The sequence below is a fragment of the Actinoplanes sp. ATCC 53533 genome, from assembly GCF_003947245.1.
Genome location: NZ_QHHV01000125.1, coordinates 1 through 26,885, shown reverse-complemented (window position 1 = coordinate 26,885; position 26,885 = coordinate 1). Strand labels below are relative to the sequence as shown.

Here is a 26,885-nt window from a genome sequence, read left to right as displayed (position 1 = left end):
GTGAGCGCCCGACCACGCACGGCTCCGACGGAGGAAGCTTGAGCACAGCACAGCTCGACCGGCCGGGGCCGGCCGCGGCGAAGCCTTCCGGTGGCGTGCTGCACCGCGTCGCCCGGCTCCGGGGGACGTCCCCCGGCCGGCTACAGCTCGTCCTCGCCGGGCTGGTCGCCCTGAGCCTGCTGACCGGCCTCGTCGCCGGCCTGACCACGGCCTCCGCCGGCACCGGCACCGCCGACCTGGGCAACCGCGCGCAGCCGCTGCTGGTCGAGGCCGAGACGATCTATTCCGCGCTCGCCGACGCCGACACCACCGCCGCCCAGGCGTTCCTCGCCGGCGGCCTGGAGCCGGCCGACCTCACCCGCCGCTACGAGGACGACCTCAACCGGGCCACCACCGCCCTGACCTCGGCGGCCCGCCGCACCCCGGAGACCGGCCGCTCCGCCGACGCGATCCGGCAGCTCTCCGCCGACGTCTCCCGGTATGCCGCCCTGGTGGCCAGCGCCCGCGCCAACAACCGGCAGGGTCTGCCGATCGGCGCGGCATACCTGTCCTCGGCGTCCACGCTGAGCCGCGAGTCGCTGCAGCCGCAGGCGCAGGTGCTGTTCCAGGCCGCGCAGAGCGAGGTCGGCGACGGCTACCGCGCCGCCCGCAGCTCCTGGTGGACGGCGCTGCTGGTCCTGCTGCTGCTGGCGCTGCTCACCGCGCTGGTGCTGGCCCAGCGCCACCTCAGCCGCACGACCCGTCGCACGTTCAACGTGCCGCTGGTCATCGCCACGGCGGTCACCCTCGTGCTGGCGCTAGGCGTCGGCGGGGTGCTGATCTCCCAGCGTGCGCATCTGTCCGAGGCCGACACCGAGGGCTCCTGGCCGGTCGCGCTGCTCGCCGAGACCCGGATCGCCGCCCTGCGCGAGCGCGGCGACGAGGCCCTGACGCTGGCCGCCCGTTCCGGCGAGGGCGCCCTGGAGGCCGACTTCGACGAGACCACCGGCCGGCTCAACGAGCTGCTCGCCGACGCCGCCGAGGTGATGCCCGACGGCACCGCCGGCTCCAGCGTGCGGTCCGCCACCCAGGGTCACCTCAACTACGTCCGCGCCCATGACCAGGTCCGCAAGCTCGACAACGGCGGCGACTACGACGGCGCCGTGGCGCTGGCCATCGGCGCGCGGACCAGCAAGACCTTCACCGGCGTCACCGACGACATCGGCCGGGCCCTGGAGGACCGCAAGGACGTGTTCAGCGCCGAGATCGGGGCGGCGGGGCGCGGGCTGGGCCCGCTCACCGTGCTCGGCCCGCTGCTCGCCCTGCTGGTCTGCGGCCTGGTCTTCGCCGGCATCCGCGCCCGACTCGAGGAGTACCGCTGATGCGAGCCCGTGTCACCCTCGCCGTCGTCGCCGCGCTGGCCGTGCTCGCGGCGGCCGGCTGTTCCGGTGACTCGTCGCCGCTGCCCGGGCAGCCGAGCGAGTCCGCCGCGCCGGCACCGGCCAACCCGGCCGCGCCCGTCGACACGTCCTGCAACCCGCGGGCCAGCCTGAGGCCGGCCGGCGCGCTGCCGGCCCCGGGCCGGATGCCGGCGGGCAGCTACATGGCGGTGATCCAGAAGCGTGGCCGGCTGGTCCTGGGCACCAGCCAGGACACCCTGCTGTTCAGCTCGCGCAACCCGTTCAGCGGCAAGGTCGAGGGCTTCGACGTGGACATGGGCCGGCAGATCGCCGCCGCCATCTTCGGCGACCCGAACAAGATCCAGATCAAGGTCATCGCGTACGACAAACGGGTCAGTTCCGCGGTGGACGGCTCGGTCGACCTCGTCGCCGACACCATGACCGCCAACTGCGCCCGCTGGAAGGACGTCAACTTCTCCAGCATCTACTACGAAGCCGGGCAGAAGGTGCTCGTCTCGTCGGCCTCGGCGGCCCGGAGCATCGAGGACCTCGGCGGCAAGAAGGTGTGCGCGGCCAAGGGCTCGACCTCGTTCGACAACATCGGCAAGGTGGCCGCCAAGCCGATCCCGGTGGCCCGCCCCGGTTTCGGCGACTGCCTCGTCGCCTTCCAGCAGAACGAGGTCGACGCGATCTCCACCGACGACACCATCCTGATCGGACTGGCGGCCCAGGACCCGTACGCGAAGGTGGTCGGCCCGCGGTACACCGAGGAGCCGTACGGCATGGCGATGAGCAACGCTCACCCGGAATTCACCCGGTTCGTCAACGCGGTGCTGGCGAAGAACCGGGCGAACGGCACCTGGAAGTCCACCTACGAGCGGTGGCTCGGCGGCGCCGCGCCGCAGCCGCCGGTAGCCCAGTACCGGGACTGAGCCCATGACCGCACCCACCCAGGATCTGCTCGGCCGCGCCGACAGCGAGCTGCTGCGCCTCGAGGCGGCCGCGTCGGCCGTGGCGCGCAACCTGGTGGACCTCGACGACAACACCGCCCGCAAGGATCTCGACAAGGGCCCGCTGACCGGCCGGACGGCCGCCGCCTGGGCCGACGCGACCGCCGCGCTGACCCAGCTCTGGGACGGCTACGGCATGCTGACCGCGCTGATCACCTCCGCCCGGGCGGCGCGCAACCAGCGGCGGTTCACCGACGGCGAGAAGACCGCGTACGTGCACCAGGTCCTCGGCCGCTCGGTCACGCTCTCCACCACGACCGTGCCGCTGGCCCAACGCGGCCTGCTCGGCGCCGGCCAGGTCACCACCACCTGCTCCCCCGCCGAGCTGCTCGCCGCGATGGAGGCCGCCTTCAAGACCGCCGTCGACGTGGCCGTCCGCGCCGGCGACGTCTGGCAGCGGCTGATGCCCGAGGCCGCCACGGTCGCCTCGTCGCTGGCCCACCTGCGCGGCCTGACCCGCTCGGCGCTCCTGGACGAGGCCGACCGGCTGCTCGGTGACTTCACCTCCGCGCTCGCCTCCGACCCGCTCGGCTGCGACGCGCAGGCCCTGGCCGCCGTCCGCGTCCTGCTGGACCGCGCCGACGCGGAACGCACCTCGGCCGGCGAGCTGCGCGAGGCGCTCACCCAGCGTCTCACCGACGCGCACACCCTGGCCGGCCAGATCGTCGAGGCCGAACGGGCGGCCGCGGCGGCCGAACGGGATGTCGCCGGCCGCTTCGCCGACAGCGCGATCGCCGGCGTGTCCGGGCCCGACCTGCGACCCGACCTGGCCGCGCTGGACGCGCTCGCCGCCGCCGGGCACTGGGCGATGATCAGCCCGCGGCTGGCCGACTGGAGCCGCCGGGCCCGGGAGCGGATCGCCGCCCTGCGCGCCGCCGCCGCCCGCAACGCCGACATGCTGGCCGCCCGCAACGAGCTGCGCGGGCGGCTGGACGCATACCAGGCCAAGGCCGCCCGGCGCGGGCTGGCCGAGGATCCGGCGCTGGCGCCGCTGGCCGAGCGGGCCCGCGACGCGCTCTACACCGCACCGTGCGATCTCGACGCCGCGCGCGCGGCCGTGAACGCTTACCAGGACACGGTGGCCCGGCTCACCGCCACGACGACCGCGAGGGATGGCCTTCAGTGAAATGCCAGCGCGACTGTCCCGGCACCATCCAGGACGGCTACTGCGACACCTGCGGCATGGCGCCGCTCAAGAGCGGGGCGCCGGCCGCGTCGGCTGCCGGCGGCGCGGCACCGGCACCGAGCGGCGGCGCGGCAGGGCCGAAGCCACGCACGGCCACCGCGCCCTCGGTGCGGACGGCCGCGCTCTCCACCCGTACCGGTGGATCCGCGCGGACCGGCAGCTCCCGGACCGGATCCCGGCGCCGGCGCTTCGGCGGCGGGCTCGTCGACGTGGCGCCGCTGCCCGAGCGCGATCCCGCCACGGCGATCATGGCCGTGGCCGAGGTGCCCGAGGACAAGCGGTACTGCGCGAAATGCGGCAGCCCGGTCGGCCGGTCCCGCGGCGACCGGCCCGGACGGACCGCCGGCTTCTGCCCGTCCTGCGGCGAGGCGTTCAACTTCACCCCGAAGCTCGGCAAGGGCGACCTGGTCGGCGGGCAATATGAAGTGATCGGCGCGCTGGCACACGGCGGCCTGGGCTGGATCTACCTGGCCAACGACAAGCGGGTCTCGGACCGCTGGGTGGTGCTCAAGGGCCTGCTCAACTCCGGTGACGAGGACGCGCTGGCCGCCGCGGTGGCCGAGCAGCGCTTCCTGGCCGAGGTCGAGCACCCCAACATCGTGAAGATCTACAACTTCGTGGAGCACGAGGGCGCCGGCTACATCGTCATGGAGTACGTCGGCGGCGAGTCGCTCAAGGGCATCCTCAAGGACCGCCGGTCCGCCAACGGCAACCAGCCGGACCCGCTGCCGCTGGACCAGGCGCTGGCCTACGTCCTGGAGATCATGCCGGCCTTCGGCTACCTGCACGACCGCGGCCTGATCTTCTGCGACTTCAAGCCGGACAACGTCATCCAGACCGGCGACCAGGTCAAGCTCATCGACCTCGGCGGCGTCGTGCACGTCGACGACCTGGACGCCGCGCTGTACGGCACGGTCGGCTACCAGGCGCCGGAGATGGCGACGGCGGGCCCGTCGATCCAGTCCGACCTCTACACCATCGGGCGCACCCTGGCGGTGCTCACCACCGACTTCCGCGGCTACCAGAGCACGTTCAAGACCAGCCTGCCCGACCGTGGCGAGTTCGAGGTCTACCAGCGCCACGAGTCGTACTACCGGCTGTTGCACCGGGCCACCCGCACCGATCCGGCCGAGCGGTTCGTCGACGCCGGCGAGATGACCGAGCAGATGCTCGGGGTGCTGCGCGAGGTGCTCGCCGCCGACGGCGACCCCCGCCCGGCCACCTCCCGGCTGTTCACCGGCGAGCTGCGCACCGACCCGCGCAGCGACGAGCCACAGTGGCGGTTCCTGCCCGCGCCGATGATCGACCTGACCGACCCGGCGGCGGCCTTCCTCGCCTCGGTGACCGTGACCGAGCCGCAGGAGGTCCTCACCCTGCTCGGCAAGGCCCCGGAGAACACCCTCGAGGTGCAGCTGCGGGCGCTGCGGGCGATGATCGACCTGGGTGCGGCGGGCAGCGGCCGGGAGGCCTTCGCGGACGCGGCCCGGATGCGCGACGCCATCGCGGCCAACGCCGGCGGGGACTGGCGGGTCGCCTGGTACGACGGCGTCCTCGCGCTCGCCTCCGGCGACCTGGCCCGCGCTCAGGAGCAGTTCGACGCGGTCTACTCGGCGCTGCCCGGCGAGCTGGCGCCCAAGCTGGCGCTGGGACTGACCCTGGAGCTGGCCGGGCGCCAGGCGGAGGCGGCCGGCTGCTACGACGTGGTGAGCCGCACCGACCCGGCATACACGACCGCGGCGGCGGGACTGGCCCGGTGCCGGCTCGCCACCGGGGACCGCGACGGGGCCGTGGAGGCGTACAACCGGGTGCCGGGCACCTCGGCGGCGTACCGCAGCTCCCAGGTCGGCGCGGTGCGCGCGCTGGTCCGCGCGCATCCCTCGGCGGCGATGGCCGACGTGGCCGCGCTGGCGGCGGCGGCCGCCCTGATCGACCGGCTGGAGATGGAGGCGGCCCAGCTCGCCGCGCTCCGGGCCGAGCTGCTCGAACGGGCCCTGAGCACGCTCACGGCCGGCACGGCGGTGCCCTCGGCGATCCTGGGAACGCCCGGCACGGGGCACGCCGGGGAACGGGACGTACGCTTCGCGCTGGAGGGCGCGTACCGGGAAATGGCCCGGGCCGTGCACGGACCGGAGAAGATCCGTCTGGTGGACCTGGCCAACGCGGCCCGGCCGAGGACCCGCACGTGAGGTGGGCATGACCGACTGCACCGAGCCTCGCCCGCCGGCGGCCGCGCACGGCCGCGACGGCAAGGGCCAGAAGGCCATGCCGAAAGTGAGCACAGCATGACCGACTGCACCGAGCCTCGCCCGCCGGCGGCCGAGCACGGCCGCGACGGCAAGGGCCAGAAGGCCATGCCGAAAGTGAGCACAGCATGACCGACTGCGCCGAGCCTCGCCCGCCGGCGGCCGCGCACGGCCGCGACGGCAAGGGCCAGAAGGCCATGCCGAAGGTGAGCACAGCATGAGTTCTCAGCCCGACTGCGCGGTCTGCGCCGACGAGCGCACGGCCGGGGCGGCCTTCTGCGAGAGCTGCGGCAAGCCGCTTGCCACCGGCGCCGGCAAGGCGATCGGCAAGGACTGCCCGTCGTGCGGCGCCGCGGGGGTGGTCGGCGACGACGGCTACTGCGGCAACTGCGGTCTGCTGGCGGCCCGGCCGCGCGACCACGTCGAGACCGACGCGGGCACCGTGGCCGCCGCGGTCACCGACCGGGGCCTGCGGCACCACCGCAACGAGGACGCGATGTGGCTGGCCACCCGCGGCGCCGAGGTCGACGTGGTGGTCTGCGACGGGGTGTCCGCGTCGTTCGACCCGGACGTCGCCTCGGAGACCGCCGTGGAGGTGACGGGCAAGGCGCTGATCACGGCCACCGCCGAGCTCCCCGAGAGCATCGCCGCGGCGATCGTCGCCGCCGGGGCCGCGGTCGCCGCGCTGGCCACGACCGGCGACCCGCGCCGGGCCGCGTCCAACCCGGCCTGCACGATCGTCGTGGCCTGCGTGCGCGGCACCGAGATCGGGTACGGCTGGGTCGGCGACAGCCGCGGCTACTGGGTCCCGGTCGAGGGCGACGCCGTGCAGCTCACCGAGGACGACTCGTGGGCCACCCACGCCATCTCGCTGGGCGTCGACCCGCAGTCGGCGTGGAACGACCCGAAGGCGCACGCCATCACCGCCTGGCTGGGCGCGGACGCGGGCACGGTCCGCCCGCGCACCGGCGCCTTCTTCGCCGAGACCCCGGGCCACCTCGTGCTCTGCAGCGACGGCCTGTGGAACTACCTGACCGAGCCGGGCACCTTCGCCGACACCGTCCGGTCCGCCTTGCGCGAATCGGCGAGTCTGGTGGAGGCCGGGCGCAAGCTCGTCGACTTCGCCAACGCCGCGGGCGGCTCGGACAACATCACCGTCGCCCTCGTCCCCTTCACCGCATAGAGGAGAGCCCGTGCCGTACACCGCCGAGGCGTTTCAGAACGAGTTCCTCGCCCTGGGCGCGACCGAAGTCAACGCGATCGTCACCGTCTCCTCGTCGGGCGCGGAGGGCGGCGTGCGCACCGCCGGCGCCACCGAGATCATCATCGTGGACTGTTCCGGTTCGATGCAGGCCGAGGGCCGCATGGTCGCCGCCCGCCAGGCCGCCAAGGCGGCCGTCAACTGCATCGACGACGGCGTGCGCTTCGCCATCATCGCCGGCGTGAGCACGGCCCAGCAGCTCTTCCCGGCGCCCGGCCAGCTCGCGGTCGCCACCGCCGAGACCCGCGCCCAGGCGGTCGGCGCGATCGACAAGCTGCAGGCCAACGGCGGTACGGCCATGGGCGCCTGGCTCAAGCTGGCCGGCCAGCTGTTCGCCCAGCGCCCGGGCGACATCACCCATGCCATCCTGTTGACCGACGGCGAGAACGGCGAATACAAGGGCTACCTGGACGGCGTGCTGCGGGAGATCGGCGGCACCTTCACCTGCGACTGCCGCGGTGTCGGCACCAACTGGACGGTCTCCGAGCTGCGCAAGATCGCCACGGCGATGCTGGGCACGGTCGACATCGTCGCCCGCCCGCAGGACCTGGCCGCGGCGTTCGAGCAGATGATGACCGCGGCGATGGGCAAGACCAGCGCCGACGTGCAGCTCAAGGTCTGGACGCCGGTCAACGCGACGGTCCGCTTCGTCAAGCAGGTCGAGCCGCAGGTGGCGGACCTGACCGGCAAGCGGATCGAGGACGGTCCGCGGGCCGGCCGCTACCCGCTGGGCGCGTGGGGCTCGGAGAGCCGCGACTACCACGTCTGCGTCGACGTGACCGCGGGCGCGGCCGGCGACGAGATGCTGGCGGGCCGGGTGTCCGTGGTGGAGGGCGACACCGTGCTGGCCCAGACCCTGGTCCGGGCGGTCTGGACCGAGGACTCGGCGCTGTCGACCCGGATCAACCGGCAGGTGGCGCACTACACCGGGCAGGCCGAGCTGGCCGACGCGATCCAGGCCGGCATCGAGGCGCGCAAGGCCGGCGACGACCGGACGGCGACGCTGAAGTTCGGCCGGGCCGCGCAGCTCGCCCACGAGAGCGGCAACAAGGCCACCGAGGAACTGCTGGCGACGGTCGTCGACATCGAGGACGCGGCGACCGGCACGGTCCGGCTGCGCCGCAAGGTCGAGGCGGCCGACGAGATGGCCCTGGACACCCGCTCGACCAAGACCGTGCGGGTGGGACGGTCGTCATGACCTACGCCTGTCCCAAGGGCCACGCGTCCACGACGGACGACTTCTGCGACACCTGCGGCGCGAAGATCGGTGGCACGGCGGCCTTCACGCCGCCCGCCACCTCATCCGCCACCTCGCCCGCGCCGGCGTCGACCACGCCCGGAGGTGAGCCCTGCCCGCACTGCGGCACCCCCCGGGCGGGCGCCGGCCGCTTCTGCGAGGACTGCGGCTACGACCACAGCACGGGCCGGGTGCCCACCCTGGCCCAGCCGGCGGTGGCGGCGCCGTCGACCGCGCAGTGGACGGCGACGGTCTTCGCGGACCGCGAATACTTCACGGCCAACGCGATCGACGGCGTCGACTTCCCGGAGCAGCCCGCCGAGCGGCGGGTGACGCTGCCGGCCCCGCAGGTCCGCATCGGCCGCAAGAGCACGTCGAAGGGCACCGACCCGGAGATCGACCTGGCGGAGGAGGACCCGGGCGTCTCGCACAGCCACGCCCTGCTGACCCTGAGCGTCGACGGTGTCTGGCTGGTCTCGGACCTGGGCTCGACGAACGGCACCTACCTCAACGACGAACCGAAGCCACTGACAGCCGGCCAGACCCGAAGCGTCGGCGACGGCGACCGCGTCCACGTCGGCGCCTGGACCACCATCGCCCTGCACGCCCCGGCCTGACCTGTCTCCCTGCTCCCGGCCCTCGCTGACACCATGCCCGGCGAGGGCCCGAGCGCGATGCCACCAGGACCTGGGGGTCGGCGCGATGCCACCAGGACCTCGGACAGCCCGCCACGGCCAGGACCTCGGAAAGCCCGCCACGGCCAGGACCTCCGATGGCGCGCCGCGGCCAGGACCTCGGACAGCGCGCCGCGGCCGGGACCGGGCGGCGCAATGCGGACCGGGCCGGGCGACCTGGCTCGTGATACCGGCCGGATTGAGCCGGCTGGGCGATCCGGTGCGGCCGGAGCCGTGGCCTGGCGCCAGGATGGTCGGCCTTCTGGGCGGTTTCACCGCGAAGGCCGCCCGCCGCGCGATACGTTCGCCACCGATGAAGGACGAGCGCATCGGTACGGTGCACCGCACCCAGGTGATCGACCAGCTGAGTCAGGCCCTAGGCGAGGGGCTGCTGACCACCGAGCAGTACGACGGCCGGGTGGTCTCGATCAGCACGGCCACGTACGCCTCGGACCTGCTGGCCCAGGTGCAGGACCTGCCGCCGCGGCTGCAGTGGGACCCGCGCAACGCGGCGCCGGCGACCCCGCCGAACCGCAACGCCGGCCGCAACGCGCTGATCCTGGGCATGCTGGGCGTACCGCTGTCGTTCTGCCTGCTGGGCTGGATCCTGGGCATCGCCGCCATCGTGGTCAGCACCCGGGGTCACGGCGCGCACGGCGTGGGCCCGGCGCTGATCGGCCGGGTCCTGGGCATCATCAGCGTGGTGCTCTCGATCGGCGCGGTCGCGGCGCTGATCTTCGCCATGAACTCCAGCACGTCCCCCTGACACCCGCGATTCCCTTCGGCGCCCGGGGTTTCCAAGGCCCTCTCGCGGCCCTTGTGCGGCTCGGGGTGACCCGAATTTCGCCATAGTGGGGGATTTTTTCTGATTGGTGCGGCGAGCTGGGCCGCTCGAGACCGCAGCCCGCTCGACGATCACGCCGGCCGCGTTACACCACTACCAGGAACGCCACTGTTCGCCGCCGCCCCGGCGCACCGGCGTCGCTCGAGGGAATGTGCGCCCTACCCCGCCCACCGATCCGGGCACCCGACTGTGCGACGAACACCACCTGGCTGCCAGCGACCGCTCAGGCCGGCCAGAGCACCTCGTGCGCGGCCGTCCACAGCGAGCGGTCGGCGGCGAAGAGCGAGACACCTGGCCGGGGTCCGCGGATCCCGTCCGCCCCGCCGTAGCAGCCGCCGGCCTCCGCGACGATCAGCGCGGTCGCGGCGAAGTCCCAGAGCTCACCCCTGGTCTGCAGCGCCACGTCCAGCGAGCCGTTGGCGACCAGCAGGGCGGCGTGCACGTCCCACTCCACCTGGGCAGCCACCCCGCTCAGCGGCGCGGCGATGGCGAGGTCGCTGGGGTAGACGTTCGGGGCCACCGGGATGACGCCCAGCCTGCTGCCCGCCAGCGCCGAGGGCCGGTCGGTGACGTGGATGCGCCTGCCCGCCGTACCGTCGAGGTTTCCCTCGTAGGCGCCGCCGCCGCGGCGTGCCCACCAGGCCCGGTTCTGCGCGGGCACCGCGGCCACTCCGGCGACGATCTCGCCGGCCTCCTCCAGAGCGACCAGCACCAGCCACCGGTCGTCGCCCGAGACGAACTGGGCCGTACCGTCGATCGGGTCGATGATCCAGCGGCGCGCGCCGCCGCCGGTCTCCCCGCCTTCCTCCCCCAGGATGGCGTCCGCCGGGCGCGCCTCGGCGAGCACGGCGCGGATCGCCGCTTCGGTCGCGCGGTCCGCCTCGGTGACGACGCTGCCGTCGTCCTTGCGTTCCCGGGGCAGGTCGGCGAGGCCGGCGAAGTACCGCAGGGCGACGGTCGCGCCGGCGAGGGCGGCCGTCCGGGCCAAATCAAGATCACTCTGCACGCACCCATCCTGCTCCAGGGACGCGACCGGGATAGCGTGGCCGGATGCATCGCAGCCGCCTCTACGGTCTGTTCGTCGACACGCCCGCTCCCGACGCTCCGGCCGCCGCGGCTTTCTGGTCGGCGGCCCTCGGCGTTCCGGCCGTGCCCGAGAGCCACGAGGAGCAGTTCACGATGTTGCGCGGGGCTTTCCCGGCCCTGGCCATCGGGGTGCAGGCCGTCGGGGACGCGCCGCGATACCACGTGGACATCGAGACCGACGACCACGAGGCCGAGACGACCCGGCTCACCGGGCTGGGGGCGGTCGAGATCAACCGCTGGCTGGACTGCCACATCATGCGCGCGCCGGGCGGCCATCTCCTCTGCGTCGTGCCGGTGCACAGCGAAGCCGACCTTTTCGCGGCGCAGGCGACCGTCTGGCCCTGAGGCCACCGATCGCCGCAAGCGACCGCCAAGCCACAAGGCCACCGATCGCCGCAAGCAACCACCAGGCCAAGCGACCACCGAACGCCGCAAGCAACCACCAAGCCACAAGGCCACCGATCGCCGCAAATGACCGCCAGGCCAAAGCGGCCACCGAACGCCGCGAGCGGCCCCGGGCCATGAGGTCACCGGTCGCCGCGCGGGCGACCCGCCCGGCCGTGGGTCCACTGCAAACTTCCTGCACGTTCCAGGTCATTGACTCGCCGAAACACGCATGTAACCGTTGCTCCGGGTAAGCGCTTTCCTCCCCCCACCTCGGCACCTCGGATACCTGGAGCGCACGATGCGCGGAAGATCCCTTGTCGCGGCCGCCCTCGTCGCGGCCGTCGGCTTCAGCCCGGTCCTGCCCGCCCAGGCCGCCGGCCCGGCGCCGGGCGCCTCGGCGGCGGCGCTGCTGCTGGCCCGGCAACCCCTCGCCGCCGACGACGGCTGGGCCGCCGCCGGCACCGGCACCACCGGCGGCTCCGCTGCCGACGCCGCTCACACCTTCGTCGTCCACAACCGGGCCGAGCTGGTCGCGGCGCTGAGCGGGGAGGCCGCGCCCCGGATCGTCCTGGTCGACGGCCGGTTCAGCATGAGCGTCGACGCCGCCAACCAGCCGCTGGGCTGCACCGACTACGCGGACCCGGCGTACGACCTGGCCGCCTTCCTGCAGGTGTACGACCCGGCGGTCTGGGGACGGGCGGCCAAGCCGTCCGGTCCGCTGGAGGAGGCCCGGGTCCGGTCGGCCAAGCGGCAGGGCGACCAGATCAAGATCAACGTTCCCTCCGACACCACCGTCATCGGCATCAACGGCGCCCGCATCGAGCACGGCTCGATGATCATCGGGAACGTGCACAACGTGATCGTGCGCAACATCGAGTTCACCGACGCCGCGGACTGCTTCCCCGCCTGGGACCCGACCGACGGCGCGACCGGCAACTGGAACTCGCTCTACGACCTGGTGTCGCTGACCGGCGCGACAAACGTCTGGCTGGACCACAACACCTTCAGCGACGGCAACAACCACGACGCCGACCAGCCGGTGTACTTCGACCGGCCGTACCAGGTGCACGACGGGGCCAGCGACATCATCCGCGGCTCGGACCTGGTCACCGTCTCCTACAACAACTACTACGACCACGACAAGACGATGCTGATCGGCTCGACGGACACCCCCGGCGTGGACGTCGGCAAGCTGCGCGTCACGGTGCACCACAACCGCTTCGGCAACGTGATCCAGCGGGCGCCGCGGGTGCGCTTCGGCCAGGTGGACATCTACGACAACCTCTACATCGCCACCGACGAGGAGACGTACGGCTACTCGATCGGCGTCGGCTTCGAGTCGAGCATCTACGCGGAGAACAACTACTTCCTGCGCAGCGCGGACCTCGGCGACGGTGACCTGATCAAATACTGGAAGGGCACCCGGATCACCGCCAAGGGCACCCTGGTCCAGGTCGGCAGCCGGCTGCCGCGCCCGGTGGACCTGGTCGCGGCCTACAACGCGGCGTACGACCCGGACTTCGCGCCGGACGCGGGCTGGGCGCCCACGCTGCGGCCCCGGCTCGACCCGACCGTGCTGGTGCCGGTCATCGTCAAGGCCGCCGCGGGCTCACGCCGCCTCGGCGTCTGACACCGCTCTGCACCGACGCTGACGCAGCAGGGGAACTCGGCCGGGCCTCGTGGGCCCGGCCGAGTCGCGTTCCTGCGCCGGCGACGGTCACGCCGGGTCGCGGGCGAAGACCAGGATGCCGTTCGCCGGGATGGTCAAGCCCGCCGACTGGGCGAAGCCGTGCAGCCCCGGCCCGGACGCGTCGACCCCGCCGTTGTTGCCGCTGACCCACGGATTCGGGAACGAGTCGTAGGCGTCGCTGTTGAAGACCTCGTGCCAGCGCCCCGGCTGCGGCATCCCGAGCCGGAAGCTGCCGTCGTGGTACGTCGCCTCGGCCAGGCTCACCACCACCACGACGTCCCGCCCCGCGCCGGGCACCCACCGGTGGTAGGCCAGCACCCGGTCCGTCGGCTGCCACACCACGATCGGGTCCGCGCGCAACGCCGGAAGCCACCGCCGCAGGTGGATCAGGTCGCGGGTGCAGCGCAGGAAGTCGGCCATGTGCCGGTCCTGGCCCAGCGCGCCGTCCCACCAGATCAGCCGGTCGCCACGGTCGGGGCTGTCGGACCACAGCTTGTCCTCCAGGAACTCCTGGCCCATGAACAGCATCGGCACCCCGGGAGCCGTCAGCAGCACCCCGGTCGCCACGCGGGCCCGGCTGCGGGCGTACCAGGATCGGGGATCGGTGGCATCCGCGAGCCGCGCGATGCGCGGCTCGCGGTGGTCGTCGGCGTCCAGCACGAGATCGTGGTTCTCCAGGCATTGGTACGACTGCCAGCCGTGCTCGGTGCCCCACGCCTGCCGCAGCCCGTCCCCGATCCGGCCGATGTGCACGGTCGCACCCGCCCCACCCGCCGCCGCGGCCAGAGTGCGGCGCACCGCCTCGCGCAGGCCATCGCTGTAGCCGATGTCGAAACCCATCCCGGCCGGCGGGCGCTGCACGGCCAGCCACCGGTGCTCGCCCCAGTATTCCGCGATCTGCACCGCGCCGGGCTTCTGCCGGCGGAGCTCCTCGGTCAACTCCTGGCAGAGGGACCATCCGCCGAAGCGGTCGATCACCGACACCTCGTCGAAGCGCAGCCCGTCCGCGTGGTAGCGGTCCAGGAACAGCCGCGCGTTGTCGATCAGATACCGCCGGACGTCCGGCCGGTCGAACGCGAAGACCTTGCCGCCGGCCCAGCCGTGCCGCGAGAAGTACGGGTTGTGCTCGTGGTCGGCGGACAGGTCGATGTCGTCGAGGCTCTGCTCGCCGAGGTTGCCCCCGGCGTGGTTGTAGACCACGTCGATGAGGACCGCGATGCCGTACAGGTGACAGACGTCGATGAACGCCTTGAGCTGATTGACCTGGCCGGCGAGGTCCGCGAGGCTCAGCGCCGCGGCGCCGCGGCGGGCGAGCAGGTCGTTGACCTTCTCCAGGTACGGCGGCAGATCGTCGGGAGTGACGCAGTAGTCCATCTCGGGCGAGAAGAGATCGGTGCCGTTGTAGCCGAGGCTCCACTCGCCCTGAAACTCCACCACGGGCAGCGGCTGCACGGCGGTGACCCCGAGCTCGGCCAGGTACGGCACCCGCTGCACCGCGTCGAGCAGCTTGGCCACCCGTTTCGGCCGCCGGTCCTGGCCCTCGTCGTCGACCGCGTGGAAGACGCCGATGTGGAACTGGTAGACGATCAGGTCGGCGAAGTCCGGGGTGCGGAACTGCTCGTCGTGCCAGGGGTAGGCGTCGTGGTCGACGACGATGGCGTCACACTCGGGATAGTCGTAGAACTCCAGCTCGTAGGCCCGGGGGTCCCGCTTGAACCCGGTTCTCCCGGCGCGCTGCACCAGGAACCGGTATTTGGCGCCCGGGCCGACGCCGGGGAAGAACCCGGTCCAGTGCCCGGTGGCCGGGTCCCTGACCAGTTCGTCCTCCGGGCGCGGCTGGTAACCGGCGACGCCACCGAAGGCGACATGGACCCGCTCCGCGGCGGGCGCCCAGAAGCGCATGGTGACCCCGCCGCCGATCAGGTCGGCGCCGAGAGGGGTGGCCGGATTGATGTGGTCCTGACTCGCGGGCATGCCAGCGACGCTAGGCCGATGTGCCGGGCCGCGGTATCAGATCTCGGACGAACCACTCGCTGGTCACCGCCGGCATCTCCCCGCCCGCGACAGGCCGGGCCGGACCGCCCCCGCGACAGGCCGGCCGGACCGGACCGGACCGGGACAGACCAGCCAGACCAGACCGGACCGGACCGCGACAGACCAGCCAGACCGGACCAGACCGGACCGCGACAGACCAGGCCCCGAGGGTGGCGACGGACGCGGGTGAGCGACAGGTCCGGTCACAGGGACGTCTGGTAGGCCAGGACCCCCCGGTTGACCGCCGTGATGGCCTTGCGGGCCGCCTCCCGCACCCCGGGCGTGGCCGCCGACGCGTCCTTGAGCTGGGCGAGCAGGTCGAGCACCTGGCGCGCCCAGCGGACGAAGTCGCCCGCGGGCATGTCGGACTCGTAGTTGTGCCCGCTGGCCAGCACCCGGGCCAGGGGCTCGCCGCGGGCCCAGCGGTACATCGGCCAGACGAAGCCCGGGTCGGGCTCCCGGGTCAGTGACAGCCCGTGCGCGGCCTCGTCGGACTCGATCTCGGCCCACAGCTTGTGGCAGGCGTCGACCGCCTCGGTGGTGGCGCCCTTGGGCACCGAGGCCCGCTCGTCGCCCTCGCGGCGCGACTCGAAGAGCACCATCGACACCGCCGCCGCCAACTCCGCGGGGTCGAGGCCCTCCCAGACTCCGTGCCGCAGGCACTCCGCGACCAGCAGGTCGGCCTCCGTCCAGATCCGGCCGAGCATCCTGCCCGGCTCGGTCACCTCACCGTCGCCCGACAGATAGCCGCGGCCCGCGAGCACCGCGCAGACCTGGTCGAAGGTCCGGGCCAGCGAGCCGGTGCGCCCGGCGACCTTGTCCCGCAGGGCATCGGTGTCGCGGGCGAGACGGTGCCGGCGCTCGGCGAAGCGGGCGTGCTCCTCGCGGTCCGAGCAGGCGTGGCAGGGGTGCTGGCGCATCTGCACCTTGAGCAGCGCGATCTCGGCATCCTCGCCCGGGGCGGTCTTGCCCCGGGCGCGCCGCCCGCCGGGCGCGCCGTGCCGGTCGAGGCCGGTCGCGCTGACCGAGGCGGCCAGGTCGCGGCGGGCGCCGGGCGAACGGTGGTTGAAGTGCTTCGGCACCCGGATGCGCTCCAGCACGTCGACCTCGCCGGGGAAGTCGGCCGGGCTGACCCGGCCGGCCCAGCGGTCCTGGGTGAGCACCAGCGGGCGCGGCTCGCCGAAGCCGCCGGCCGGCGGCTCCAGGACCACCGCGAGGCCGGCCCGGCGGCCCTGCGGCACCCGGATGACGTCGCCGACGCGCAGCTTCTCCAGCGAGGACACCGCGGCGGCGCGGCGCTGCGCGGTGCCCTGGCGGGCGATGGCGCGCTCCCTGTCGGCGATGGCGACGCGCAGGGCGAAATATTCGTCGAAGTCGCCGTGGTGGCAGGTGCCGTCGTCGTCGTAGGTCTGCATGGTCTCGACGTTGCGCTGCACCTGCCGGGCCAGGCCGACCACCGAGCGGTCCGCCTGGAACTGGGCGAACGACGACTCCAGCAGGTCGCGGGACTTCTCCGCGCCGACGGAGCCGACCAGGTTGACCGCCATGTTGTAGGACGGGCGGAAGCTGGAGCGCAGCGGATAGGTGCGGGTCGAGGCGAGGCCGGCGACGTGCCGCGGGTCGACCTCGGGGCCCCACAGCACCACGGCGTGGCCCTCGATGTCGATGCCGCGGCGCCCGGCGCGCCCGGTGAGCTGGGTGTATTCGCCCGGGGTCAGGTCGACGTGCGCCTCGCCGTTGAACTTGACCAGCCGTTCCAGCACCACGCACCGGGCCGGCATGTTGATGCCCAGCGCCAGCGTCTCGGTGGCGAAGACCGCCTTGACCAGGCCACGGACGAAGCACTCCTCGACCGCCTCCTTGAAGGCGGGCAGCATGCCGGCGTGGTGGGCGGCGACGCCGCGCTCGAGACCGTCGAGCCATTCCCAGTAGCCGAGGACGGACAGGTCCTCGCTGGGGATGCTCGCGACCTTCGCCTGGGCGATCCGGCGGATCTCGGCCCGCTCGTCGGCGTCGGTCAGCCGCAGGCCCCCGGCCAGGCACTGCTGGACGGCGGCGTCACAGCCGGCGCGGCTGAAGATGAACAGGATCGCCGGCAGCAGGTCGGCCCGGTCGAGCCGGTCGACGACCTCGGCGCGCGGCGGCGGCTGCCAGCGCCGGGGCCGGCCGCCGCGCGAATGCCAGCCCGGGCCGGCCGTGCGGTCGGTGAGCTCCAGCCGGCGCAGCATCTCGCGGGTGTATCGCAGCAACTCGGGGTGCACGTCGTGCTTGCGCGCCGCGTCCGCGTCGTGGAACAGGTCGAACATGCGCTTGCCGACCAGCATGTGCTGCCAGAGCGGGACCGGCCGGTGCTCGCTGACGACGACCTCGGTCTGCCCGCGCACGGTGACGAGCCAGTCGGCGAACTCCTCGTAGTTACTGACCGTGGCGGACAGCGAGACAAGGGTCACAGACGCGGAGAGGTGGATGATGACCTCCTCCCAGACCGCGCCGCGGAACCGGTCGGCGAGGTAGTGCACCTCGTCCATCACCACGTAGGCCAGGCCCTGCAGGCTCGCCGAGCCGGAATAGAGCATGTTGCGCAGCACCTCGGTGGTCATGACCACCACGGGCGCGTCGCCGTTGATGACGTTGTCGCCGGTCAGCAGGCCGACCTGGGCGGCGCCGTAGCGCTGCACCAGGTCGTGGTATTTCTGGTTGGAAAGGGCCTTGATCGGCGTCGTGTAGAAGCACTTGCGGCGCACGCCCGAGCCGTCCGCCCGCAGCGCGAGGTGCACGGCGAACTCGCCGACCACGGTCTTGCCCGCGCCGGTCGGCGCGCAGACCAGCACCCCGCTGCCCCGCTCCAGGGCCTCGCAGGCCTGGCGCTGGAAGTCGTCGAGGTCGAAGCCCACATCGAGCATGAAATCGTCGAGGGCCGGAAACTCGGCGGCGCGGGCCGCCCGGCGCTTCGAAGCCGCATACCGTTCGGCGGGGCTCACATCACCGGCGGGGCTCGTCATGAACACAAGGCTAGTGGTTGGGTGTGACACAACGAAGGTCATGCCCCGCCGGGCGGTTGCCGACAGTTGCGTCGGAGCGCATGGGTATGGTGCACGGCGTGCCGGATGCCGCCGATTCGACTACCTACCCGTCTCGCCGCCAGGTCGACGCGGTGCTCTTCGACTTCCACGGCACCCTCGCCCAGGTCGAGGAGCCGGTGGCCTGGGTGCTCGCCGCCGCCGCGGCCTGCGGGCGCGAGCTGGAGCGCGCCCGCGCCACGATCCTGGCCGACCGCCTGGTCACCGCCGGCCGCGCCGGCGGGCCGCTGCCCTACCGGGTGCCCCTGCACCTGGCCGAGCACTGGGCAGACCGCGACCTGTACGAACACAGCCACCGCGCCGCCTACACGGGCCTGGCGGCCACCGTCAGCACGGACGTGGAGGGCCTCGCCGACGCCCTCTACGAGCGGCTCCTGGGCCCCCAGGGCTGGCTGCCGTACGCGGACACCGAGGCGACCCTGCGCACCCTGCACGACGCCGGCATCAAGGTCGCGGTGGTCAGCAACATCGGCTTCGACATCCGCCCGCACTTCGCCGCCTGGGGCCTGACCGCCCTGGTGGACGCGTTCGCGCTGTCGTACGAGGTGGGCCGCACCAAGCCGGACCCGGCGATCTTCCTGCGCGCCTGCGGGATGCTCGGCGCCGACCCGGAACGCACCCTGATGGTCGGCGACAGCGCGGCCGACGCCGGAGCGGTCAAGGCGGGCTGCGCGGCGCTGGTGCTGCCGGCGGCGGAGCCGGGCCGCGCCAACGGCCTCGGCGCGTCGCTCGCCCTGGCCGGCTGCCCCGCCTGAGCTCGCCGCGCCCGTCGCATCGGCACAGCTCGGCGGCGCGTCGCAATTGGCAGCGGAAACCGGCAGTGCGTCTGTGCCCGCCGTTTCGTTGAGAACGGCGTTTTGTGGAACGCAGGGCAAAGGGACCTTCGGACACCTGAGTTGGCTACTCCGAAGGCCCCTCTGGACGCAAGCGCATGACCTGCCGGTCAAGGAAAGTGCAGGATGCTGCCGGCCTTTCCGTGACCGATAATCGAAACTAGGCGTCTTTCCAGCTCGAGCACCAGTCGGTGCTCAGGTTCTCGCACACCGTGTAGCGGGTGACGGGATTGGACGCGCTGCCGACTCGCTGGATGCCGCAACCCGCTGCCGAGCCGTTCCCGTCGCTGACCGAACCGGATCCACCGTTCCTCAGCTCATAGCGGACCAGGAAGCCCTGCCCGTCGTTCCTCGTGTCACACGCGTCCACGATCTGGTGACTGTCGCGGACCTGGCCGTAGCCACAACTCTGCAGCTGCGTCGCGCCACACGTGTAGGGGCCGTCATAACGGGTGTCGTGGGCGAGAGCCGGTGACGCCAAGCCGAAGGAAACCAACGTGGCCGCACCGGTCGCGGCGATGAGATGACGAAGCTTGATTGCCATTCTTATTCCCCCGTTTATCGAGACTACATCGATGTCAATGAGTCTACGATATGGGGGCGGTCGATGCCAGCCCGAATCCGCATTCGCGCCGCCGACACCCCGACCTCTCCATTAACCAGCGATCCGCCTTTGTCCAGCGAATTCGCGAGGATTTAACTTGTCATTCAAGATTCGACTATTGTGACGTGCGGCCTCGGCGGAGGGCCGAGGGCACGATGTTGGTGACCAGTGACCCCCGGAACGCCTCGCGCGCTGCCGGATGACAGCCGTTCAGAGGTAGGTGTCGACCAACGTGCCCAGCGTCGTCGAGGCGCTGCGGACCGGCTCGCGGTCGCCGTCGGCCGCGACGTGGTCGGCGATCGTCGGGGCCTCGGCGGCCTCCCGCGCCTTCGCGGCCTGCGCCGCCGTGTCGGCCGACGCCAGGGTCGCGGTGGACACGGTGCTCGAGCTCAGCGAACCGATCGACATGCTGCCTCCCGATGATCTGTGGCTTCGCCTCTCTGTTCGGCCCGCCCGGGCTGGCGCTGACGCCGAGTTCAGCGCAGCAACCGGACCGCTCCCGGCTCGCAGCTCACCACGAGCGGCAGCGCGGCGAGCCGTTCGCCGTCGGCGTACGCGACGATCTCCGGCGCCCCGATCCGCACCTCGCGGGCGCGGTAGCTGGTGACCCGGGGGTCGCTCACGTGGGTGCCGCGGCGCAGGCGCGGCTTGAGCCGCGCGAGGGCACCGCGGCCGAGCGACGCCGCGACGACCACGTCGAGCAGGCCGTCGGTGGGGTCGGCGTCCGGGCAGATCAGCATGCCGCCGCCGTAGCTGCGGCAGTTGCCGACGGCGACCAGCACGCCGGTGAAACCGTGGTCCACCCCGTCCAGCACGAGGCTGTAGCGACGCGACCGCAGCCGGGCCATCTCCAGCACGATGGCGAGGTCGTAGCGGCGCGGGCCGCGCGGCCAGCGCATCCGGTTGGCCCGCTCGTTGACGACCGCGTCGAAGCCGGCGGCCAGCACCGCGCCGAACCAGCGCACGTCACCCCGCGCGGTGGTGACCCGGGCCAGGTCGACCGGCGTGGACCGCCCGGTGCGGACCGCCTCGGCGATGGCGGACGCGGCGGTCAGCGGATCGGCGGGCACCCCGGTGCCGGCGGCGAAGTCGTTGCCGGTGCCGGCGGGCACCAGGCCGAAACCGACCCGGGTGCCGGCGACGGCCTGCACCGCCCGGTGCAAGGTGCCGTCCCCGCCGACGGCGACCAGCGCGCCGATGCCCTCGGCGACGGCGCGCAGGCAGGCCTTCTCGGCCGCCTCGGCGCTGTCCGCGCTGAGCAACCGCACGGTGCGGCCGGAGGCGCCCAGCCGCTCCAGCACCCCGGGAAGCAGACCGCGGTGCCGGCCGCGCCCCGCCCGGGGGTTGGCCAGCACCGCGATGTCGTCGCTCGTCACAGCCGGAGGCTACCGGCTGTGCGGTCAGGTCATGTCGTCGAAGCGGCTCTCCAGCGGCAACGGTTTCGACACGGGCTCCGGGGCCTCGACCGGGGCGAGCGTCTCGGTCCGGCTGCCCGCCGTGACCGGCTGCCGGTCGTCCTCGATCGGCGAGAGCTCGTCGTCGTCGAGCCCGGCGTAGATCTCCTTGCCGCGGCCCTTGCGCTTGTCGTTGATCGCGGCCACGCCGACGGCGATCAGATAGAGCACCACCATGCAGAGGGCCAACAGCGTCATGCCGAACGGGCCCGGGTCCGGCGTCGCGATCGCGGCGAAGCCGAACGACAGGAAGACGACGATCCGCCACCAGCCCATCAGCTTGCGCGCGCTGACCACACCGGTGAAGTTCAGCATCAGCAGGACCAGCGGGAACTCGAAGGCCACGCCGAACAGCAGAATCATGTTCGTCACGAAGCCGACGTACGACCCGACCTCGAGCTGGGTCGTCACGCCGAGAATGCCGGCCTCCTGGATGAAGGCCAGGCTGTGCTTGACGACGAAGAAGGCGAGAACCGCGCCGCCGACGAACAACGGCGCCGCGATGGCCACGAAGACGTAGGCCCACTTGCGCTCGTGACGGTGCAGGCCGGGAGCGATGAACGCCCAGAGCTGGAACATCCACACCGGTGCGCCGAGGATCAGGCCGACCCAGAGCGCGATCTTGAGCTTGAGGATGAGGGGGTCGACGACGCCGAGGACGACGAAGTTGCAGACCTTCTCGCCCTCGGCGTTGGTGATCCAGGAGCTGTCGAGCGAGCAGTACGGCGCCTTCAGGATGTCGAAGACCCATCCCGAGATGATGAAGCCGACGATCAGGCCGGCCAGGATGCCGAGCGACGCCCAGAAGAGGCGGTTACGCAACTCCCGGACGTGCTCCATCAGCGTCATTGAGCCGTCGGAGGCCTGCTCGAACTTGGTCGGCCCCTGACGGCGAAGGGAGAGGGCCACGACGGATCAGCGGTCGTTCGTGCGCTGCACCGGGTCGACCCACGGCTGGGCCGGGGGCTGCTGCGGCTGCTGGCCGTTGGTCTGCTGGTAGCCGTTCGGCGGCTGGTAGCCCGGCTGGCCCGGCTGGTGGATCTCGTTGGGCTCGAGCGGCTGGCGCGAATACTGCGGCTCGGCCTTCTCGGCGACGTTGGTGTCGTTGTCGTCGACCAGGCCCTTGGTCTCCGCCTTGATGATCCGCAGCGAACGCCCAAGCGACCGCGCGGCGTCCGGCAGCCGTTTCGCACCGAACAACAGCACGAGGACGACGACGAAGATGGCGATGTGCCACGGCTTGAGGGCGCCCATGGGTAACTCCAGTCGGTTGGATCAGGTCCTGACGGGTGATGCGGGGTCCATCGTACGTGTGGTTGTTGTGCGTAGCCCATGCCGGACCTGTTTGATTGGGTTCCGGCCGCGGAATTTTCGGACAACGAGCCGGGAACGCCGCACGCTACCACGCCGTTCAGGACTTCTGTAAAGAATGTTTTCCGTCCGACGCGCCGCGTCCCGCCTTGATCACCGCGACCTGGCCCTGCATGACCTCGGCCCGCCGCTGCAGGCCGGCCATGGTCTTCTCGAGCACGACCGCGTGCTGCTGGAGCTTCATCGCCTCGGCCTGGCGCCGTTCCAGGCGGCGCGCGGCGCGCTCCAGCCCGTTCAGCCGGTTGAGCACCGAGAAGACGGACGCCGTCAGAACAATCAGCGCGAGCACCACCACGGCGATCGCGATCCACTTCACCATGGCGAACAGCCTAGGCGGTGACCGGCGGCGACGCCGCGTACTGGTCCAGCGCGGTGGCGGCCTGCTCGCGGATCCTGTCCACCAGCTCGACCGGGCCGACCACGGTCACGTCCGGGCCGAGACCGAGCAGCAGCCGCTGCGCCCAGCCCAGATCGGTGACCCGCATGGTCACGATCCACTCGCCGCCGTCGCGCCGCACCTCTTCGCACGGGTAGTACTCGGTGATCCACCGGCTGCCGCGGCCGACCCGCAGCGTGACCAGCGGCAGGCTCGCCGAGGGATGGAAGACCCCGTCGCTGACGTCGTGCGGCACCGCCTGGGCGGGCGGCACGGAGGGCTCGTCCAGCTCGGTGAAGGCGTCGATGCGGTCCACCCGGAACAACCGGGTGCCCTCGGCGCGGCGGCACCACGCCTCCAGGTAGGCCCGGGGGCCGACCATGAGCATCCGCATCGGGTCGACGACGCGCTCGGTGGTCTCGTCGCGGGCCGGCGTGTAGTAGGTGATGCGCAACGCGTGCCGCCGGTCGACGGCGCCGCGGATCGCGTCCACCCGCTCGGCGTTCGCGGGCAGCCGCACCGCGACCGGGGTGTCGGCGACGTCGCCGGCCGCGTTCTCGATCTTGGCCAGGGCCCGCTCGACGGCGTCCCGCGACCCGGTGCCCGGCGTCTCGGCCAGCATCCGCAGCGCCACGACCAGGGCGAGGGCCTCGTCGGGGTTGAGCCGCAGCGGCCGGTCGATGCCCGCGTCGTAGGTGATCGTCACCCGGTCGCCGTCGAGCGCCATGTCGATCAGATCGCCCGGGCCGTACCCCGGCAGGCCGCAGACCCAGAGCAGCTCCAGGTCCTCGCGCAGCTGCCGCTCGGTGATCCCGAAGACCGCGGCCGCCTCGGCGACCAGGACCCCGGGCCGGGCCAGCAGATAGGGCACCAGGTTGAGCAGCCGGCCCAGGCGGTCGGCGGAGGCCTTGTTCTCCCGGGTACGGGGCTGCGGCGTCATCGCAGCACCGTGGGCAGCACCCGCTCGTGGCGGGCCACGACCTCCTTGAGCTGCTGGATGACGACCTCGCGCAGCTCCGGCGGCCCGTCCGCGCGCACCTCCGCGCCGTAGCCGACCAGCCGCGAGGCCAGCCACTCGACGTCGGAATACGGAATGGTCAGGCGGTCGCCCTCGGGGCCCGGCACGGTCTCCACCGCCAGCCGGCGCAGCCCGGCGGCGCGGCCCGGGCGGACGAACACCGTGGCCCGCCCGTTCCGCTCGACCGGGCCGGACCAGCGGGCGACGTGACTGATCAGGTCGACGTTCTCGGGCGGGCTGAACGCGCCCGCCGAGCCGACCGCGCGGACGGCGCCGACGATGCGCGACAACCGGAAGCAGCGGGTGGCGCCGCGGTCCCGGTCGTGGCCGACGACATACCAGCGGCCCTGCCAGCAGACGACGCCCCAGGGCTGCAGGCGCCGGGTGGAGGGCTCGTCGACCTCGGGCACGCGGTAGGAGAAGGTGACCGCCCGGCGGGCCCGGGCGGCGGCGGTGAGCGGCCCGAACGCCGGGTCCACCGTCATCACCGGCTCCATGCCGAGGGTGGCCTGCGGGTCGACCTCGACGCCGGCGGCGCGCAGCTTGGCCAGCCCGGAGGACGCGGCGGCGGCGAGACCGGCGTGCTGCCAGAGGCGCGCGGCGATCCCGACGGCGGCCGCCTCGTCCGGTTCGAGCGGAATGTCCGGCAGGGCATACTCGCGGTGGGCGATCCGGTAGCCGTGCTCGGTGTCGAACGCGCTGGCCAGGCCGGTCTCCAGCGGGACGCCCAGCTCACGCAGCTCGGCCTTGTCCCGCTCGAACTTGCGCTGGAACGCCTCGTGGTCGCGGGGGTCCTCCGGATCGTGCTCATACCCGGGCACGGTCGCGGCGATCTGCGCGGCGGTCAGGAACCGTCGCGTGGACAGCAGGCAGATCACCAGGTTCACCAGGCGCTCGGTGCGGGTCCGCGACACGAGAGGAAACGCTAGCAGCATCGACGCCGGATAGCGGCAGCCGGAAGCCGGGCTGCGGTTATTCGCACCCGGCGAGGGGAACCAAGCACGCGTGCCCGAGACGACGCCCGCTGCCGGCTACCCCCGTACCGAATCCGACGATGATCCCCCGGCCGGCGCCGGCGACCCACCGGAAGAGGGCAACGAGAGCGTCGGCACCGTCGTCGTGGCCGGGTGTGCGAACCTGGCCATCGCCGCCGCCAAGCTGGTCGCGGGCCTGCTGTCGGGCTCCGCGGCGATGCTGTCCGAGGCCGCGCACTCGGTCGCGGACACCGTCACCGAGGTGTTCCTCTTCGTCGCGCTGCGCCGCGGCAGCAAGGACCCCGACGAACAACACCCGTTCGGGTACGGCAAGGAGAGCTTCGTCTGGGCGTTCATCGCGGCCCTGTTCACCTTCGTGGGCGGCGCCTGCTTCTCGATCTACCACGGCGTGACGACCATCATCAGCGGCGAGCACAGCGGCCAGTTCCTGGTGTCGTACGTCGTGCTGGCCGTGTCGTTCGCGGCCGAGGGCATCTCGTGGCTCAAGGCGCAGCGCCAGGTCACCGGCGAGTCCCGGCGCTGGAACATCTCGCGGCGGCGGTTCCTGCGGCTCACCTCGGACACCACCGTCAAGGCCGTCTACTTCGAGGACTCGGCGGCGCTGATCGGCCTGATCCTGGCCGCGGCCGGGATCGCGGGCTCCCAGCTGACCGGCGACGAGCTCTGGGACGGCCTGGCCTCGATCGCGATCGGCCTGCTGCTGCTGGTGGTCGCGACCGTGCTGGCCCGCACCAACGTGTCGCTGCTGGTCGGCCGGGCGGTGCCGCGCCGCATGCACGACCAGATCGCCGACGACCTGGCCGGCATCCCGGTGGTGACGGCGGTGCCGACGCTGCTGACCATGCAGCTCGGGCCCGGCGCCATCCTGGTCGCGGCGAAGGTCGACTTCGACGACGACGTGAGCGGCGCCGAGATCGAGGAGGCCTCCGACGAGGCCGAGCGCCGGCTGCGGGCCCGCTACGCCGGCATCCGGTACGTGTTCCTGGACCCGACGCGCGGCCGGGCCGGGCGCGACCACCGCGACGGCGGGGTGGACATATAGGGTCGCCGCCATGGTGCGCTGGCGAACAGCAACGGTGTCCGCGGTACGACGCGAGTGGCGCGGCGCCGTCGAGCTCGACGTGACGACGGACGACGGCCCGCTGCGGGCCCTGGCCTACCCGGCCCTGACCGGCGCGCCCGAGGTCGGCGACCGGGTCCTGCTGAACGTGGGTGCCCTGGTCATGGGCCTCGGCACCGGCGGCTACGCGCTGGTGGTGGCGATCCCCGACCGGCTGCCGGAGGACCCGCCGGCGGCCGGCACCGACCGCGACGCCGGCCACCTGGTGAAGGCCCGCTACACGCCGCTGCAGGCGATCCTGCTGGGCGTCGACGAGGAGGCGTCCCCGCACCGCGAGGTGATGGCTTCGGCGGACAGCCTGGAAGGAATGCCGGTCGTGACGGCGGACCTGCACTCGGCCCTGCCGGCGGTGCTGGCCGGGATCCACGCCGACCGCCCGGACGCCCGGGTCGGCTACGTGATGACCGACGGCGGCGCCCTCCCGGCCTGGTTCTCCCGCACGCTGGACGGCCTGCGGGACCACCTGGCCGGCACGGTGACGACGGGCCAGGCGTTCGGCGGCGATCTGGAGGCGAGCACGGTCCACACCGGCCTGCTGGCGGCGCGGCACGTGCTGCGCGCGGACGTGGCGATCGTGTCGCAGGGCCCGGGCAACCTGGGCACGGGCACGACGTGGGGCTTCTCGGGAGTGGCGCTGGGCGAGACGATCAACGCGATCGTGGCCCTGCGGGGCACCCCGGTGGCCTCCCTGCGCATCTCGGACGGCGACGGCCGCGCCCGGCACCGCGGCGTCTCCCACCACAGCCTCACGGCGTACGGCAGGGTGGCGCTGGTGCCGGCGGACCTGGTGGTCCCGGACGATCTGCCGGCCGGCCTGGCCAGGGAGGTGGACGAGGCGCTGGCGCCGCTGACGACCCTGCACCGCCTGGTCACCGTCGCGACCGACGGGCTGGACGCGGCCCTGCAGGCGAGCCCGGTCCGGCTGTCCACGATGGGCCGGGGCCTGGCGGAGGACCACTCCTATTTCGTGGCGGCGGCGGCCGCCGGGCGGCACGCCGCCACC

24 protein-coding genes are annotated in these 26,885 nt (G+C 72.8%); 13 read left to right on the top strand and 11 right to left on the bottom strand.

Annotation, left to right across the window (positions count from 1 at the left end; all coding sequences use genetic code 11):
- The first annotated feature begins 38 nt into the window (after nucleotides 1-38).
- The 8 genes from DMB66_RS35480 (at nucleotide 39) to DMB66_RS61590 (ending at nucleotide 9,756) form a co-directional block, all read left to right on the top strand.
- A complete protein-coding gene (locus DMB66_RS35480; RefSeq protein ID WP_233625065.1) occupies nucleotides 39-1,361 on the top strand; it encodes a hypothetical protein in 1,323 nt (440 codons plus the stop codon).
- Entirely contained in the window at nucleotides 1,361-2,311 is a 951-nt protein-coding gene (locus DMB66_RS35475; protein ID WP_125808500.1) for a glutamate ABC transporter substrate-binding protein, read from the top strand. The genes DMB66_RS35480 and DMB66_RS35475 overlap by 1 nt, the downstream gene beginning before the upstream one ends.
- A 4-nt stretch (nucleotides 2,312-2,315) precedes the next feature.
- The gene (locus tag DMB66_RS35470) at nucleotides 2,316-3,515 is read left to right on the top strand and encodes a hypothetical protein (protein ID WP_125808499.1); all 1,200 of its coding nucleotides are present in this window, start codon (nucleotides 2,316-2,318) and stop codon (nucleotides 3,513-3,515) included.
- On the top strand, nucleotides 3,512-5,761 hold the full coding sequence (locus tag DMB66_RS35465; protein ID WP_233625064.1) for a serine/threonine-protein kinase: 2,250 nt from the start codon (nucleotides 3,512-3,514) through the stop codon (nucleotides 5,759-5,761). The genes DMB66_RS35470 and DMB66_RS35465 overlap by 4 nt, the downstream gene beginning before the upstream one ends.
- Nucleotides 5,762-6,035: 274 nt before the next feature.
- Entirely contained in the window at nucleotides 6,036-7,001 is a 966-nt protein-coding gene (locus DMB66_RS35460; RefSeq protein ID WP_125808498.1) for a PP2C family serine/threonine-protein phosphatase, read from the top strand.
- A gap of 10 nt (nucleotides 7,002-7,011) precedes the next feature.
- Nucleotides 7,012-8,277 carry a VWA domain-containing protein gene (locus DMB66_RS35455; RefSeq protein WP_125808497.1) on the top strand — a complete coding sequence of 422 codons (1,266 nt, stop codon included), beginning with the start codon at nucleotides 7,012-7,014 and terminating at the stop codon, nucleotides 8,275-8,277.
- Nucleotides 8,274-8,933, top strand: coding sequence for an FHA domain-containing protein (locus DMB66_RS35450; protein WP_125808496.1), 660 nt, complete (start codon nucleotides 8,274-8,276; stop codon nucleotides 8,931-8,933). The genes DMB66_RS35455 and DMB66_RS35450 overlap by 4 nt, the downstream gene beginning before the upstream one ends.
- 370 nt (nucleotides 8,934-9,303) lie before the next feature.
- Entirely contained in the window at nucleotides 9,304-9,756 is a 453-nt protein-coding gene (locus tag DMB66_RS61590; protein ID WP_158647479.1) for a DUF1707 domain-containing protein, read from the top strand.
- A gap of 301 nt (nucleotides 9,757-10,057) precedes the next feature.
- Here the strand turns inward: DMB66_RS61590 and DMB66_RS35440 are convergent, their stop codons facing one another.
- A complete protein-coding gene (locus DMB66_RS35440) occupies nucleotides 10,058-10,840 on the bottom strand; it encodes an inositol monophosphatase (RefSeq protein WP_125808494.1) in 783 nt (260 codons plus the stop codon).
- 44 nt (nucleotides 10,841-10,884) lie between these two features.
- On the opposite strand from DMB66_RS35440, the gene DMB66_RS35435 reads away from it, so the two are divergent.
- Nucleotides 10,885-11,265: a VOC family protein gene (locus DMB66_RS35435; RefSeq protein WP_125808493.1), complete on the top strand. Its 381-nt coding sequence runs from the start codon at nucleotides 10,885-10,887 to the stop codon at nucleotides 11,263-11,265.
- Between the two features lie 340 nt (nucleotides 11,266-11,605).
- Complete coding sequence (locus DMB66_RS35430; RefSeq protein WP_125808492.1) at nucleotides 11,606-12,937, top strand: polysaccharide lyase family 1 protein; 1,332 nt, start codon at nucleotides 11,606-11,608, stop codon at nucleotides 12,935-12,937.
- An 87-nt stretch (nucleotides 12,938-13,024) separates the two neighbouring features.
- Here DMB66_RS35430 and DMB66_RS35425 read toward each other — a convergent pair whose 3' ends face one another.
- Entirely contained in the window at nucleotides 13,025-14,971 is a 1,947-nt protein-coding gene (locus DMB66_RS35425; protein WP_125808491.1) for an alpha amylase C-terminal domain-containing protein, read from the bottom strand.
- Between the two features lie 263 nt (nucleotides 14,972-15,234).
- The gene (locus DMB66_RS35420) at nucleotides 15,235-18,033 is read right to left on the bottom strand and encodes an RNA helicase (protein WP_125808490.1); all 2,799 of its coding nucleotides are present in this window, start codon (nucleotides 18,031-18,033) and stop codon (nucleotides 15,235-15,237) included.
- 86 nt (nucleotides 18,034-18,119) lie between these two features.
- Between DMB66_RS35420 and DMB66_RS35415 the strand changes: the two genes are divergently transcribed.
- The gene (locus DMB66_RS35415; protein ID WP_125808587.1) at nucleotides 18,120-18,866 is read left to right on the top strand and encodes an HAD family hydrolase; all 747 of its coding nucleotides are present in this window, start codon (nucleotides 18,120-18,122) and stop codon (nucleotides 18,864-18,866) included.
- Nucleotides 18,867-19,104: 238 nt separating this feature from the next.
- Here DMB66_RS35415 and DMB66_RS35410 read toward each other — a convergent pair whose 3' ends face one another.
- The 8 genes from DMB66_RS35410 to DMB66_RS35375 all read right to left on the bottom strand — a co-directional run bounded on the left by DMB66_RS35410 (nucleotide 19,105) and on the right by DMB66_RS35375 (nucleotide 24,681).
- On the bottom strand, nucleotides 19,105-19,488 hold the full coding sequence (locus DMB66_RS35410; protein ID WP_125808489.1) for a hypothetical protein: 384 nt from the start codon (nucleotides 19,486-19,488) through the stop codon (nucleotides 19,105-19,107).
- Nucleotides 19,489-19,758: 270 nt separating this feature from the next.
- Nucleotides 19,759-19,956, bottom strand: coding sequence for a hypothetical protein (locus tag DMB66_RS35405; RefSeq protein ID WP_125808488.1), 198 nt, complete (start codon nucleotides 19,954-19,956; stop codon nucleotides 19,759-19,761).
- 68 nt (nucleotides 19,957-20,024) lie between these two features.
- Nucleotides 20,025-20,924, bottom strand: coding sequence for a diacylglycerol kinase family protein (locus DMB66_RS35400; protein WP_125808487.1), 900 nt, complete (start codon nucleotides 20,922-20,924; stop codon nucleotides 20,025-20,027).
- A gap of 24 nt (nucleotides 20,925-20,948) precedes the next feature.
- Nucleotides 20,949-21,911 carry a twin-arginine translocase subunit TatC gene (tatC, locus tag DMB66_RS35395; protein WP_125808486.1) on the bottom strand — a complete coding sequence of 321 codons (963 nt, stop codon included), beginning with the start codon at nucleotides 21,909-21,911 and terminating at the stop codon, nucleotides 20,949-20,951.
- Nucleotides 21,912-21,917: 6 nt separating this feature from the next.
- Nucleotides 21,918-22,256, bottom strand: a complete 339-nt coding sequence (tatA, locus tag DMB66_RS35390) for a Sec-independent protein translocase subunit TatA (protein ID WP_125808485.1) — start codon at nucleotides 22,254-22,256, stop codon at nucleotides 21,918-21,920.
- Between the two features lie 157 nt (nucleotides 22,257-22,413).
- Nucleotides 22,414-22,692 (bottom strand): hypothetical protein, encoded by a 279-nt coding sequence (locus DMB66_RS35385; RefSeq protein WP_125808484.1) that lies wholly within the window; start codon nucleotides 22,690-22,692, stop codon nucleotides 22,414-22,416.
- Nucleotides 22,693-22,702: 10 nt separating this feature from the next.
- Complete coding sequence (locus tag DMB66_RS35380; RefSeq protein WP_125808483.1) at nucleotides 22,703-23,689, bottom strand: YafY family protein; 987 nt, start codon at nucleotides 23,687-23,689, stop codon at nucleotides 22,703-22,705.
- A complete protein-coding gene (locus DMB66_RS35375) occupies nucleotides 23,686-24,681 on the bottom strand; it encodes a YafY family protein (protein WP_125808482.1) in 996 nt (331 codons plus the stop codon). The genes DMB66_RS35380 and DMB66_RS35375 overlap by 4 nt, the downstream gene beginning before the upstream one ends.
- A gap of 205 nt (nucleotides 24,682-24,886) precedes the next feature.
- Here DMB66_RS35375 and DMB66_RS35370 point away from each other — a divergent pair, with 205 nt between their 5' ends.
- Complete coding sequence (locus DMB66_RS35370; protein ID WP_233625078.1) at nucleotides 24,887-25,804, top strand: cation diffusion facilitator family transporter; 918 nt, start codon at nucleotides 24,887-24,889, stop codon at nucleotides 25,802-25,804.
- A gap of 10 nt (nucleotides 25,805-25,814) precedes the next feature.
- The coding region (locus DMB66_RS35365) for a DUF3866 family protein (RefSeq protein ID WP_125808480.1) at nucleotides 25,815-26,885 on the top strand (1,071 nt) is incomplete at its 3' end.